The organism is Streptomyces sp. NPDC030143 (assembly GCF_055573695.1).
The window spans coordinates 90,256-104,801 of the sequence record NZ_JBVIAY010000019.1 but is presented as its reverse complement, the minus strand read 5'-3'; the positions used below and the strand labels follow the sequence as shown (position 1 = coordinate 104,801).

The 14,546-nt window shown below is 70.1% G+C and carries 5 protein-coding genes; all 5 read left to right on the top strand.

The annotated features are described in order from the left end of the window. The first annotated feature begins 54 nt into the window (after window positions 1-54). Window positions 55-1,701, top strand: a complete 1,647-nt coding sequence (locus ACZ4YY_RS28130; protein WP_468296119.1) for a glycoside hydrolase family 27 protein — start codon at window positions 55-57, stop codon at window positions 1,699-1,701. Window positions 1,702-2,573: 872 nt separating this feature from the next. Next, entirely contained in the window at window positions 2,574-8,738 is a 6,165-nt protein-coding gene (locus tag ACZ4YY_RS28125) for a DNRLRE domain-containing protein (RefSeq protein ID WP_468296115.1), read from the top strand. 104 nt (window positions 8,739-8,842) lie between these two features. After that, window positions 8,843-9,397, top strand: a complete 555-nt coding sequence (locus ACZ4YY_RS28120; RefSeq protein ID WP_468296111.1) for a hypothetical protein — start codon at window positions 8,843-8,845, stop codon at window positions 9,395-9,397. 394 nt (window positions 9,398-9,791) lie between these two features. After that, complete coding sequence (locus tag ACZ4YY_RS28115; protein WP_468296108.1) at window positions 9,792-11,180, top strand: serine/threonine-protein kinase; 1,389 nt, start codon at window positions 9,792-9,794, stop codon at window positions 11,178-11,180. Window positions 11,181-11,403: 223 nt separating this feature from the next. Continuing rightward, window positions 11,404-14,502, top strand: a complete 3,099-nt coding sequence (locus ACZ4YY_RS28110) for an SNF2-related protein (protein WP_468296105.1) — start codon at window positions 11,404-11,406, stop codon at window positions 14,500-14,502. The last annotated feature ends 44 nt before the right edge of the window (window positions 14,503-14,546 follow it).

Here is a 14,546-nt window from a genome sequence, read left to right as displayed (position 1 = left end):
ACAAGGCCCGCACAGCGGCTTCCGCTGTGCGGGCCAGGAAGGAACCCCTTACCCATGGTCCCCGTGCACAGACGCCTCCTGCGTCTCCTCACGACCACCGCACTGACGCTCAGCGCCTGCGTCACCGCCTCCGCCGGCACCACCGCCCAGGCCGCGCCGGGCAGCCCCGCGCTCACCCCGCCGCTCGGCTGGAACAGCTGGAACAGCTTCGGGTGCGGGATCACCGAGGCGCAGGTCCGCGAGGCCGCCGACGCCATGTCGTCCTCGGGCATGAAGGCCGCGGGCTACCAGTACGTCGTCGTCGACGACTGCTGGTTCGACCCCCAGCGCGACGCGGCGGGCAACCTGCGGTCCAATCCGACCAAGTTCCCCAGCGGGATGAAGGCCCTCGGGGACTACATCCACAGCAAGGGCCTGAAGTTCGGCATCTACCAGGCGCCCAACGAGAAGACGTGCGCCCAGGGCGTGGGCACCTACCCCGGCTCCACCGGCAGCAAGGGCCACGAGGCCCAGGACGCCAACACGTTCGCCTCCTGGGGCGTGGACTACCTCAAGTACGACTGGTGCTCCGGCAGCGGCACCCTCAGCGAGCAGATCGCGCAGTTCACGACCATGCGCGACGCCCTGCGCGCCACCGGCCGTCCCATCGTCTACAGCATCAACCCCAACAGCTTCCACGCCCCCACCGGCGCCACCTACGACTGGGGACAGGTCGCCGACCTGTGGCGGACGACGGAGGACCTGCTCGACATCTGGCAGAACGGAAACACCAACAGCTACCCCATGGGCGTCGGCAACGTCCTGGACATCACCGCGCCACTGGCGGCCCAGTCGGGCCCGGGACACTGGAACGACCCCGACATGCTCGTCGTCGGCCGCCCCGGTCTGTCACTGACCGAGTCCCGCTCCCACTTCGCGCTGTGGGCGCTGATGGGCGCCCCGCTCATCGCGGGCAACGACATCCGCACCATGTCCGCCGACGTGAGCGCGATCCTGCGCAACCCGCGTCTGCTGGCGGTGAACCAGGACTCGCTGGGCGCGGGCGGTCGCCGGGTGCGCGACGACGGCGACACCGAGGTGTTCGCCAAGCGCCTGTCCGACGGCTCGGTCGCCGTGGGCCTGTTCAACCGGGGGAGCAGCACCACGACGATCTCGGCCACGGCCGCCCAGGTCGGCCTGACCGGAGGGTCGTTCACCCTCACCGACCTGTGGACCGGCGGCACGTCGAGCACCTCCGGGCAGATCTCCGCGAGCGTCCCGGCACACGGTGTCGCCGTGTTCAAGATGACCGGCGGAAGCCCGCTGGCCTCCACCACCGCCCGCCTGCGCGGTACCGGCTCCGGCCGCTGCCTGGACGTGGACGGCGCCGCCACCGCGGCCGGGTCGAAGACACTGCTGTGGGACTGCCACACCGCCGCCAACCAGCTCTGGACCAGCTGGGCCGGAGGCGAGATCCGCGTCTACGGGGACAAGTGCCTGGACGCCTCCGGCCAGGGCACCACCAATGGCACGCCGGTCGTCATCTGGCCTTGCAACGGCCAGGACAACCAGAAGTGGACGATCGGCTCCGACGGGTCGGTCCGCAACGTCCGCGCCGGGCTGTGCCTCGACGCCAAGGAGGCCGGCTCCGCCAACGGGACCCCGGTCATCCTGTGGAGCTGCAACGGCCAGAGCAACCAGAAGTGGACCACGCTCCCGTAGCCCGTAGCCCGTAGCCCGTAGCCCGTAGCCCGTAGCCCGTAGCCCGTAGCCCGTAGCCCGTAGCCCGTCACCCGGCGCCGCGCAGGGCCGGCTTGACAGGTCCACGAGGTACCTCTGCCATGGCGGGGCCGCGGGCGGTAGTGCCTGCGGCCCCGCTCGGGGTCGGGACGGGGCGCCGTACGGCAGGCCGCGTCCGTCGGTGCCGACGTAGACGCGGCCGTAGGTGTCGGGGTCGCCGGTGATGACGCCGACGCCGCCGATGGCGCCCCACAGGGAGTAGAAGGTCCTGGCCGAGGAGCGGTCGGCGATGACGACGGCGCCGGTGCCCGGGCCGCTGACCCTGGACCAGCTCGAGGGCTTGGGCAGCCCGCCCGGGCAACGGCGGCAGGACGATGCTGCTCGGGGCGTGGGGATCGCCGTAGCCCCCTTCGAGTCCCGCGGGCGACAAGGGCCGCGCGGGCGACAAGGCCCCTATCAGCGGTATTTCGATATAACAACCCCATCACAACTACCCCAATCGCAACCAGGGTGGCGACACATGCGCTGGCAGGCGTTTTGCCCGGTGTAAGCGCATACGCCGACGAAACGAACCGGTCGACACCTCACCCGGACGCCCGGCGGGAGGGGGTGGCCGCAGCCGTCAAGACCGCCTGCGGCGCGTTCGGGCTACCTTCCGGTAACGGCAAGAATTCAGCCATATATGCTTCACAAATTCTCCTGTGTAATTACGCATAAGTCACGCACTCTGCGTGACGGGTTGAACACAGGGATGTACTTTGAGGCTTACCGGGAGAGGGATCCCTCACTCGAAAAAGCGGGGGAGGCCGGCGTTTGCCGGCTCGCGCAGGCGGACCGCGCTGGGGGTCGCCGTCGTGCTGGCGGCCGAGACGGTGCTGGTGTCGCTGGGCACCGGGCAGGCCTTCGCGGCCGCGGACTTCGCCACCGCGAAGGTGACGTCGCCGGCCGCCAAGTCGGCCGCGTCGTCGGCGGATTCGGCTGCTGCGGCGTTGTTGATGGCGCGGATGCAGGGCCGGAAGATCGAGGTGCTGTCGGAGCGTTCGGCCAGTTCGACGACGTATGCGCTGCCGAACGGGCAGATGCAGACGTCGACGTATGTGGCGCCGATCCGGCAGAAGGTCGACGGCACCTGGCGGAACATCGACACCTCGCTGTCGGACGCGGGGGCGTCGCTGGAGCCGGAGGTGGCGGCGGCGGACATCGCCCTCTCCGACGGCGGGGACACCGCGCTGGCGTCGGTGACCAAGGGCGCGCGGTCGTTCGGGATGGGCTGGAAGTCGAAGCTGCCGACACCGTCGGTGAAGGACGACACCGCCTCCTACGCGCTGGGTGACGGGCAGAAGCTGACGGTCACGGCGCTGTCGCAGGGTTTCAGCCAGAACGTGATCCTGGACAAGGCGCCCACCGGTCCGCTGGAGTACCGGATTCCGATGCGGCTCAAGGGACTTGTGCTGTCCGTGGCCGCCTCCGGTCACCTCCTGCTGAAGGACTCGGCGGGGAAGCTGGTCGCGGAGGCGCCCGCGCCGATGATGTGGGACTCCTCCAAGGACCGCAAGTCCGGTGAGTCGAAGCATCAGGCCAGGATCGCGTCGAAGGTCGAGACGGCGAAGGACGGGTCGCAGACGCTCGTCCTGACCCCGGACGCCGGCTACTTCACCACCCACGAGCTGGTCTATCCGGTCACCGTCGATCCGACCACCACCCTCGCCGTGACCACGGACACCTGGGTGGCCACCAACTACACCGACTCGCAGGTCTCCTCCGAGGAGCTGAAGTCGGGTACGTACGACGCGGGGACCACCAAGGCCCGCTCCTACATGAAGTTCGATGTCGCCCCCTTCAAGGGCAAGCACATCACCGACACGAACCTCGCCCTGTACTCGTACTACTCCTCGACCTGCGACACCACCGGCGCGGGCACGGAGGTACGGCGGATCACCGGGACGTGGACGTCGGCCGACATCACCTGGGCGGTCCAGCCCGCCACCACGACCACCGGCGCCGTCATCAACAAGGCCGCGCTCGGGTACAACACGTCCTGCCCGGCCGGCACCATGAACTTCGACATCGACGCCATCGTGCAGGCATGGGCGGACGGTGCCACCAACCAGGGCGTGCGGATCGCGGGTGCCTCGGAGACCGACTCCACCACCTGGCGCCGCTTCCGCTCCGCCAACTACGTCTCCGGTGACGGCTCCACCGAGCCCCACCTGACCGTCACCTACAACTCCTACCCCGCGGTGCCCGGTTCGACGGCCATCGCCCCGTCACAGGTCAACTCCTACAACGGCAAGCGGTACGTCACCTCCCTCACTCCGACCCTGTCGTCGAAGGTGACCGATCCGGACGGGTCCAAAACGCAGGCGCAGTACGAGATAACCGCCGACCCGGCCTACGCGGACACCACGTACGCGTACACGGCCTACGGCACGACGGTGGCCTCGGGCAGCACCTCGACCCTCGCCATCCCGACGGCGTCCGCGTTCCCGGCCGGCAGTCATCTGCGCTACCGGGCCCGCGCCTACGACGGCACCGACTTCGGCGCCTGGTCCGGTTACACGACGTTCGTGCTGAACACGGCCAAGCCGGCCGCGCCGACCGTCACCTGCGACACGTACACGCAGAACGGCTGGACCGCCAAGGCCTCCGCCGCCGTGAACTGCACCCTCGACACCGCCGCCACCGACGGAGCCGGCTTCCAGTGGGGCCTGGACGACTCCTCGCTGCCGAACACGAAGCTGGACACGACGGACGGCAGCGGCGGCGACGCGCAGACGGTCGGCATCAACCCGGCCAACGGCTGGCACACGCTGTACGCGCGCACCATCGACTCCGGCGGCAACCTCTCGACGGCGACCACCGCCTACAGCTTCGGTGTCGGTGCCGACGGGGCCGCGATCCTCTCGCCGCAGGACGGCGACGACACCGCCCGCCGGCTGACCCTCGCCGCCAGGGGCCTCACCTCCTACACCGGTGTGACCTGGCAGTACCGCCGCGGCGAGACCGACTCCTGGCGCACCGTACCGGTCGGTGACGTGACCGCCGCCGGCGCCGCCGTGTCCGCCTGGCCCGTCGCCGTCAGCGGCGGCACCGCCACCAAGCTCGTGTGGAACACCGTCAACAGCCTCACCGAGGACGGCGTCATCCAGCTGCGGGCCGCCTTCACCAACGGCACCACCACCGGCTACTCCCAGACCGCGGAGGTCACCCTCGACCGTGACGCGGGCACCGCACCCACCGCCCAGGTCGGTCCGGGCAACGTGAACCAGCTGACCGGTGACTACACCCTGTCGGCCGGCGACGCCTCCGCCTTCTCGGCGAGTGTGGACCGGACGTACTCCTCGCGTGCCAACAGCACCGACACCGAGGGTCAGGCGCCGGTCTTCGGACCCGGCTGGACCTCCTCGGTCACCGCGTCCGGCAGCGACTACACGCAACTGCGCAAGACCTCCGACACGTCCGTGGAACTGCTGTCCTCGGACGGCAGCTCGGTCGCCTTCGCCGCCAACAGCGCGGGTGGCTGGCAGCCGGAGACCGGCGCCGAGACGCTGACCCTGACGGGCACCCTGTCCGGGACGTCCTTCACGCTCACCGACACCGGCGCGAACACCACGGTGTTCACCAAGGCGGCCGCCGCCGCGACGACCTGGACGCTCGCCTCCTCCGCGACCGCCGTCGACGACACCACCGTCACCGTCGCCTCGGAGACGGTCACGGTCGGCGGCAAGACGCTGGCCCGTCCGAAGTACGTGATATCGCCGACCGGCGCGGTCACCGCGGCCACCTGCCAGGCCACCCCGGCCACCAAGGGCTGCCGCGTCCTGGAGTACGTCTACGCGACGGCCACCACCGCCACCTCCAGCGCGCTCGGCGACTACCTGAACCAGGTCGCGTCGGTGAAGCTGTGGGCCACCACCCCCGGCGCCTCCGCCTCAACCGCCGAGACGGTCGCCTCCTACGCCTACAACGCCTCCGGCCAGCTGCGCCAGGTCTGGGACCCCCGGATCAGCCCCGCGCTGAAGAAGGAGTACACCTACGACACCAACGGCCGCGTCGTCACCTTCACCCAGCCGGGTCAACTGCCCTGGACGTTCACCTACGGCACGGCCGGCTCCGCGCTGACCGCAGGCGCGGGCATGCTGCTCAAGGCCTCCCGTCCGGGTCTGGCCGAGGGCTCCGCGAGCACCACGTCCGGTACGGCGGCCACCTCGGTCGTCTACGACGTGCCGCTCTCCGGCACGGCCGCGCCGTACCAGTTGGACGCCACGACCGTCGCCACCTGGGCGCAGGACGAGGCACCCACCGACGCGACCGCCGTCTTCCCGGCCAACTCGGTCCCCGCCTCCCACACCGGCAGCGCTCTGACGGCCGCCGCCTACGACCGGGCCACCATCACCTACATCAACGCCAACGGGCAGGAGATCAACAGCGCGAGCCCGGGTGGCTCGATCACCGCGACCGAGTACGACGAGACCGGCAACATCGTCTCCGAACTCACCGCCGGCAACCGTGAGCTGGCACTGAGCAGCAGCTCCGACCAGCTGACGGCCCTGGGCCTGGCCAACCTGTCGACGGCCGAACGTGCCCAGCTCCTCAGCTCGATCTCCGAGTACTCCTCCGACGGGAAGCGCCTGACCGACGAGTACGGTCCGCTGCACGAGATCACGCTCACCAAGCAACTCACCGGCACCACGACCGAGTCCACCCTGGCCGCCGGCACCGTGATCCCCGCTCGCGCCCACACCTCGTACACCTACGACGAGAACCGGCCCAGCGATGCGCCGGTGTCCGACCTGGTCACCTCCACGGTCTCCGGCGCCGCCATCTTGGGCTACGCCACTGACGCCGACACCACCACGGTCACCACGACCTATGACTGGTCGACCGGCCAGGTGAAGGCCACCGAAGGCGCCGAGCCCGGTTTCCTGGTGACGTCGTACGACGACGCGGGCCAGGTCGCCAGCACCCGGACCGTCCGCTCTTCCGGCTCGGACGCGGGCACGCTGCGGTACACGTACTACGACGCGGCCGCCACCGGCGCCTGTGCCTCCGTCGAGTGGGACGGGCTGCTGTGCCGGATCACGCCCGCGGCCGCCATCACCGGCGGCGGGGCCAACCCCGCCCAGTCGGTGACCACCGTGTACACCTATGACCGCTGGGGCCGGATCGCCACCCAGACGGAGACCGCCAACGGCGTGACCCGCACGGCCACCAACACGGTGGACGCCGTCGGACGCACGACGAAGACGGCGGTCACCGGCGGCACCGGCAAGGCCACCCCCGCCACCACGTACACCTACGACGCGACCACCGGACAGCTCGCCACCCAGACGTCGAACGGCCAGACCGTCACGTACGGCTATGACGCCCTGGGGCGCCAGACGTCGTACAACGACGGCACGGGCAACACCACCACCTCGGCGTACAACCTCCTCGACCGCGTGGTCAGGATGTCCGACTCGGTGCCCTCCACCTCCACCTACGCCTACGACGGCACCACCGGCCGGGTCCTGTCCGCCACCGACTCCGTCGCCGGTACGGCCACCGCCACCGCCTACGACGCCGACGGCGCTCTCATCGGTCAGTCCCTTCCCGGCGGCTACACCATGGCCACGACCTACGACACGGTGGGCAACCAGACCTTGGTGACCTACACGGACTCCGCAGGCGTCGTCGTGCTGTCGGATGCCGCGACCTACACGATCAACGAGAAGCAGGCCGGTCACACCCAGACCGACGGAACCACCACCCAGGCCGACTACACCTACGACGGCAAGGGCAGACTCACCAAGGCCGCCGACACCACGGCCAACGGCTGCACCACCCGCGCCTACACCTTCGACGCGAACAACAACCGTACGGCCCTGACCGCGAGTTCGGACGACTGCGACAGCAGCACCGCCGACACCACCACGGCCACCACGTCGTCCACGTACGACACGGTCGACCGCCTGGTGAACTCCGGCTACGCCTACGACGCCTTCGGCCGCACCACCACCAGCGGCAACACCGGCCTCACCTACTACACCAACGACCTGGTCGCCTCGGAGACCCTCGGCGCCGGCCGCAAAACCTTCGACCTGGACGCCGCCGGCCGGCTGGCCTCCTCGACCGCCGCGACCACCAGTGACAGCGGCGCCACGTGGTCGACCACGAGCACCACGGTGAACCACTACAGCTGTGGCTGCGACACCAGTTCGTGGGCGGTGACCACCCAGGCGGGCTCCGCTCCCACCGTCAGGCGCAACGTCTCCGACCTCTCCGGCGGGCTGGCCGTCACCACCAGCGCCACCGGCGACGCGGTGCTCCAACTGGCCAACCTGCACGGTGACATCTCCGTCCAGCTGGATCTGGGGAGCAGCACCGCCACGGTCCAACGCTTTGACGAGTACGGCAACCCGCTGGACGTCACAGCCGCCGCGGCACAGTACGGATCCCTGGGCGCCTACCAGCGCGCCACCGACGGCCTGGCCGGGTACACCCTGATGGGTGTCCGCGTCTACGACCCGACCACCGGCCGCTTCCTCCAGGCCGACCCGGTCTACGGCGGCAACGCCAACGCCTACGTCTACCCCGCCGATCCGATCTCGCAACTGGACACCACCGGCAGTCGACTGAACTATCGCGATCAGCAGAAGGCGACGAAGAACTACACGCTCTATCTCAGGCGGTCCTGCACGGGGCGTTCCAAGTGCAGTCTCGCCTGGCGCCTGAAGCTGAAGAGCGTATGGAAGAAGTACGGCGCCGTGAAACTGGTGTTCAGTATCACCATTCCCGGCAAGGAGATCGTGAGAAACCAGAGCTACGGCCACGCCGAGGCGGGTGACTACTTCTTCCACGGCTCCTGGGGGGTTCCCAACGGGAGAGGCAGATCGGAGGCCGAGCGGGGGAAGTACAGTGTCATGGGCATCACGACATGGTTCGACTGGACGGACAATGTCGAATGGGCCGGCACCGTCACTGTTCAGAACATTTGCGTGAGGAATCCGAGGCTGAGCATCTACGCACTGTTCACCTGAGGATCCCCGGTTCGATCCACGTGATCACATGAAATAACATATCGCCGGAGGGAATCCCTTCCGGCGATATGTTATTTTGTGGGCCGAACTTTCAATGAGTGAAGGTGAGTCCCATCGGAGGGCTGGCGAAGATGTCGAATTTCCCGGACTGGCGGGACAGGATGCTGCAAGCTGTCTGGCGGCAAGGAGAGTCCGTCCCGGAGGAGGTGCTGACCTGGATGGCCGAGGTGCATGCACAATCCGGGGAAATGTCCGAGGGTGAATTCTGCGAACTCTGGACCGAGCGGACCTTCTCCATGGCGAGATCAGCCTTCGAGGTGATCGAGAAGTCCGTCTTCGATGAAACAGGGAAAAGGATCACCGGAGGTGAGTTTGACTACGTCAATTATTTCCGCGACCCGGATTTCGGGCCGGTCGGAGTAGTCCGCTTCAAGTCCACGGAAGTCGCGACGCCGGATTGGGCGGAGGTTCTGGGCGTCGTGGCGGAAGGGGTGCAGGAATTCGTCATGGATTATTACTCGACGGTCTGGCCCGTCTGTGGCCTCCACACCTTCGGTCTGCACGTGGATTACGTCCGCGACACCGCGGTCTGGAAATGCGGTGGCGGGCCTGCGGGCGGCCATGTGGTGAGGGCGGTCGATCCTTCGGTCCAGCTGTAGACCGGGGCGCACGGACACGGCAGCCGCAGGTCCTGATCTGTGAGGTGTCCGTGCAGGGCAGGGGGGAGGGAGTGACCGGCACCCACCGCGCCCCGCCGACTCGGCCGGGTCCCGGCCCGGACGACCACGGAGGCCGGGGCGCTCCACGTCACGACCGGGGCGTACGCGGCCCCTCGACCCCTGGCAAGCCATGGCCCGGGTTCCGGCGAACGTCAGGCGCCGGTTTCGTCGAGCAGGACCACGATGTCGTCCGGTCTCCCGAAGACCGCCCAGGTCAGGAACAGGGCCACGGCTCTCCCTCGCCGACCGCCTCCGCCGTGGCACTGCCCGTAAACTGATCGACAGCAGTGCGGCCGGGGGGCCGTAACGTGAGCGTGGGGGTACGAGAGCGCCGATGAAGCCGCTGGACGCCGACAAGGACCCTCGTGTGCTGGGGCCGTTCGAACTGCTCGCCCGGCTGGGAGAAGGCGGCATGGGCGTGGCGTATCTGGCTCGCCGGATCCCGCTGGACGGCCTCACGGACGAACTGACCGCGACGTACCACCTGGTCGACCCCGACGAGGGCGCGGGCGCCGCGGAACCGAGGCTCGCCGTGGTCAAGATGATCCAGCCGCACCTGCTGGACCAGCCGGGGGCCCGTCAGCGGTTCGACCGGGAGATCGACACCGTCCGGGCCGTGGTCAGCGACCGTGTACCGGCACTCCTCGCGGCCGACACCGACGCGCCCGAACCGTGGTTCGCGATGGACTACATCGAGGGTCCGTCGCTGCACAGCATGGTGCAGGGATCCGGGACGTTCTCCGTGGGCCCGTACGCCGCCCTCGCTCTCCACCTGGTCGACGCGCTGCGCGCCATCCACGGGACGGGACTGCTGCACCGGGACCTCAAGCCGGACAACGTGGTGCTCGGCCCGGACGGGCCGGTCGTCCTGGACTTCGGGCTGGCCACACTGATCGAGCGACGGACCAGCCAGGCGATCACCGGACCCGGTGAAGCGTGGGGAACCAAGCCGTTCATGTCCTACGAGCAGCTGCACGACTTCCCCAGCGCCAAGGAACCCACGGACGTGTACGCGCTCGGCGCCACGCTGTTCTTCGCGCTGACGGGCAGGCCGCCCTACCCGAAGGAGCCCTTGCTCACCCCGCCGAACTGGAACGGTGTCGGCGCGGACTTCCGCCCGCTGCTCGCGCAGATACTGGTGGACGTCCCCGGCCTCCGTCCGGACCTGGACAGGGTGGAGATGGGGGTGCGGGCCCTCCTCCATGAAGCGGGGCTGACCCAGGACCTGGCGTTCGAGCAGCTGCGGGTGCTCGTGGCGGAGGCCGGCCTGGCTCCGGAACTGCCCCCCGAGGCACGCTCGGGCGGTGTCGATCCGGCGGTCCGGGACCTGGCCCAGCGCGCGGTCGACGCGGGGGTGGCACCCGACGCCCCGTGGGCCGGGGGCGTGCCCGTGGACCTGTCGAGCGGTGGCGCGGGTTTCTTCGGCCTCGTCGACGCCGACGACATGGAGCCGGCCGAGGGCGGCGCCGAGGCCGACGTGCCGGCCGGGTACACGCCGACGGTCGTCGACCAGCCCCAGGCGCAGCCGGCCGCAACGCTTCCCGCCCCGGCTCCGTCCGGCGTGACCCCCGAGGCGCCCCCGGTCAGAGCCCCCGAGCCCACCAGCTACCCCCTCCAGCCCCCGCGGCCGGCCGAGGAGCGGCCCGCTGCCGCTCCGCCCCCCGCCGCCCTGCGCGTGGCGGAGCGGCTGCGGAAGGCCTACGCGCACAGCGGCAGGCTGTAGGCAGCGGAGACGGCGCGGCCGGGGGCGGGCGGAGCCGCCTCGACGGGAGGACGCTCAGGCGGGGCCCGGCCGGTCGCCGATGCCCCACGCCATCCTCCGTATGCTCCCACCTCACCTCTCCGGAGCCCTAGGCTTCAGAGGGACGCCGCGCCCCGGCGGTATCGGCCACCACTCGACTCGTCGCCGCAGGCGTCCCCGTACGACCCGAAAGGACCCGCACACCATGCGCGACACCGTGCCCGGCAGCACCGAGGACCGCCCCGCAGTCCAGGCCGTGGCGCACCCCGAGGGGGCTCCGCCCGCCGGCACGGTGATCGAGGTGCGGGACGAGGAGTGGATGGTCCGCAGCAGTGACGAGGTGCGGCCCGGCGAGTTCGTGATCGAGGCGGTCGGAGCGTCCGAGCTGGTGCGCGGCCAGGAGGCCCGCTTCCTCGTGCCGACGATGGACCGGCCGCGGGTCCTGCTCCCCGAGGACACCGAGCTCGTCGGCGACCGTTCGCCGCACTTCCGGCGCAGCCGCCTCTTCCTGGAGGCAGTGCTGCGCAAGACTCCGCTGCCCCAGACCGAACGCCGTCTGGCACTCGCCGACGGCTTCCTCCTCGACCGCATGGACTACCAGCTGCGGCCCGCCGCGAAGGCCCTGGCGAACCCGCTGCGGCCGCGCCTGCTGATCGGTGACGTCGTGGGGCTCGGCAAGACCCTGGAGATCGGGGTGCTGCTCAGCGAGCTGATCCGGCGCGGCCGGGGTGAGCGCATCCTCGTGGTCACGCCCGCTCCGGTGCTCGAACAGTTCCAGCACGAGATGTGGACGCGTTTCTCGCTGCCCCTGGTGCGGCTCGACAGCGCCGGCATCGCCCGGATCGAGCGGAAGATCCCGGCGGGACGCAATCCGTTCACGTACTTCAAGCGCGTGATCATCTCCATGGACACGCTCAAGAACCCCAAGCGCTACCGCCCGTGGCTGGAGCACATCCGCTGGGACGCGGTGGTCATCGACGAGTCCCACAACCTCATCAACCAGGGCAGCGACCGTCGCGCCCTCGCCGACCTCCTGGCCGAGCGCACCGACGCCCTCGTGCTGGCCAGCGCGACCCCGCACAACGGCGACATGCAGGCCTTCACCGGCCTGATCCGCCTCCTCGATCCCATGGCGGTCAAGGACCCGCGCCACCCCAAGGCCGAAGAGCTGGACCACCTGATGCTGCGCCGGACCAAGGTCAGCGCCGAGGTCGCGGACCAGCTGAAGGATCACTGGGCCCCGCGCGGCGGCTCCCACCCGGTGCGCTGCCGGGCGAACGAACTGGAGGAGAAGGTCTTCCAGGAGCTGGCCCGGCACTGGCTCGAGCAGCCCGACGCGCAGACCGGCACGGAGGACAGGCTCTTCCCGTACGTCCTGCTCAAGTCGTTCCTCTCCTCGCACCGCGCCCTGTTCTCCACGGTGCGTGAGCGGCTCGCCAGGACGGGGCACCGCCTCCCCGACGGACACAAGATCTTCGACGCGCCCCCGGCCGACATCGCGGTACGCACGCCCGAGGCCGCCTCCCTCCTGCGTCTCATGGAGCTCGCCCGTGCCATCGAACGCGCGGCCGGCGGGGAGAACGGGCTGACCGCCACTTCCAAACTCGCGGGTCTGGTCGAGGAGCTGCGCCGCATCGGCGTGGGGGCGGGCAACGCGCCCCGGGCGGTCGTCTTCTCCGAGCGCCGCGAGACCCTCGACTGGCTCGGCGAGGTGCTCCCCCCACTGCTGGGCTGGAAGAAGAAGGACGACGCCAAGGCCGCCGTCAAGGTGCTGCACAGCACCGGCGTCTCGGACAAGGTGCAGATGGAGTACGTCGACGAGTTCGCCCGCGCGGGCGGCGACGTCCGTCTGCTGCTCACCGGCGACGGCGCCTCCGAGGGCGTCAACCTGCACCGCCAGTGCCACCACCTGATCCACTGGGACCTGCCCTGGAGCCTGATCAGGGTCGAGCAGCGCAACGGCCGCATCGACCGCTACGGGCAGACCGAGCCGCCCGAGTTCCGCGCGATGATCCTCGAGTCCTCCGTCGAGGGCGCGCTCGACGACACCGACATCGCCGAGAAGGTTCTCGCCCGCGAGGCGCGGGTGCACGCCGTCCTCGGCGCCGTGGAGGCGGCGACGAAGGAGAACGACGGCGACCTGGAGGAGAAGCGCGTCATGGAGGCGCTGCTCAAGGGCGAGGCGCCGCGGGAGGCCGTCGCGGACCTGGAGTCCGTTCCCCTGGACGAGGGCGTCACGGCGGCGAACCTGCCGCTCGCGCAACAGCTGAACGCCGAGTTCGGCGCGGACGGCGATCCGTTCGAGGACGCCGGCTTCGACTTCGACACGGACTACGACGGCGACGCGGGCTTCGACTTCGACGAAGCCCCCGACACCACGGGCGCCCCGCAGGAGGAGCCGGCCCCCGCCGCGCAGGCCGCCGCCCTGGCTCCCCTCCACCATGTCGAGGAACTGCGCCTGTTCGAGGACCGCCGCGAGTACGTCCTCGCCGGCCTCGCGGAACTGGCGGACCTGGAGCCCTTCCGCCTGGACACCACCGTGAACGGCACCGACCTCAGCTTCGACACCCCGGACGACCTCGCCGACCGGCTCGACGTGCTGCCCGCCGGCTACCTGCGCGACCAGGGCATCACCCGCCGTATGAAGCTCACCTTCAGCAAGAGGGACGCGGCCGACTCCCTGAAGCGGGCCCGTGAGGACGCCGACTCGTCCTCGCTGTGGCCGGACGCGCACTACGTCGGCGAGCTGCACCCGGTCATGGAGTGGATCACCGACAAGGTTCTGGTCCAGTTGGGCCGTCAGCAGGCACCGGTGATCCAGGTGGACCGCACCCGCCTGCCCGAGCCGGTGTTCCTCACGCAGGGCGTGTGGTCCAACAAGGACGGACGTCCCACGGTCGTCGCCTGGCTGGCCGTCGACCGGCTCGGCCGCCCGGACGGGGAGCCCCGGGTCAGGGAGCTGACCCGCGCTCTCCTCGCCGACCTGGGCCTGGGCCCGGACATGCCCGACCACTTCGCCGAGGGCGACCCGGCGGCGCTCCGCCGCCACGTGCGCGAGGCCGTGGAGGCCACCCGCCGCGAGATGAGGCTGCGCCGCGAGGACGCGGAGAAACTCGTCGACCGCCCCCTGCTGGAGTACGAGAAGAGGGTCGGCCTCTGGCGCGCGCAGACCCTCCCCGGTTTCAGCGGCGGCCGCACCGCCCGCGACCGCGCCGCCGAGAACCTCGAGGAGGCGGCGGCCCGGCTCCGTACGACGGGCGAGCCGATGGTGCGGGTCCTGGCAGCCCTGGAGCCGAGCTCATGACGACGTCCCGTTCCCACCGGTCCACCACCACTGACGCGATCCAG

Excerpts from the sequence above, each read along its gene's own strand:
- ACZ4YY_RS28110 (WP_468296105.1), top strand. The coding sequence starts at position 11,404 with ATGCGCGACACCGTGCCCGGCAGCACCGAGGACCGCCCCGCAGTCCAG.
- ACZ4YY_RS28115 (WP_468296108.1), top strand. The coding sequence starts at position 9,792 with ATGAAGCCGCTGGACGCCGACAAGGACCCTCGTGTGCTGGGGCCGTTC.
- ACZ4YY_RS28130 (WP_468296119.1), top strand. The coding sequence starts at position 55 with ATGGTCCCCGTGCACAGACGCCTCCTGCGTCTCCTCACGACCACCGCA.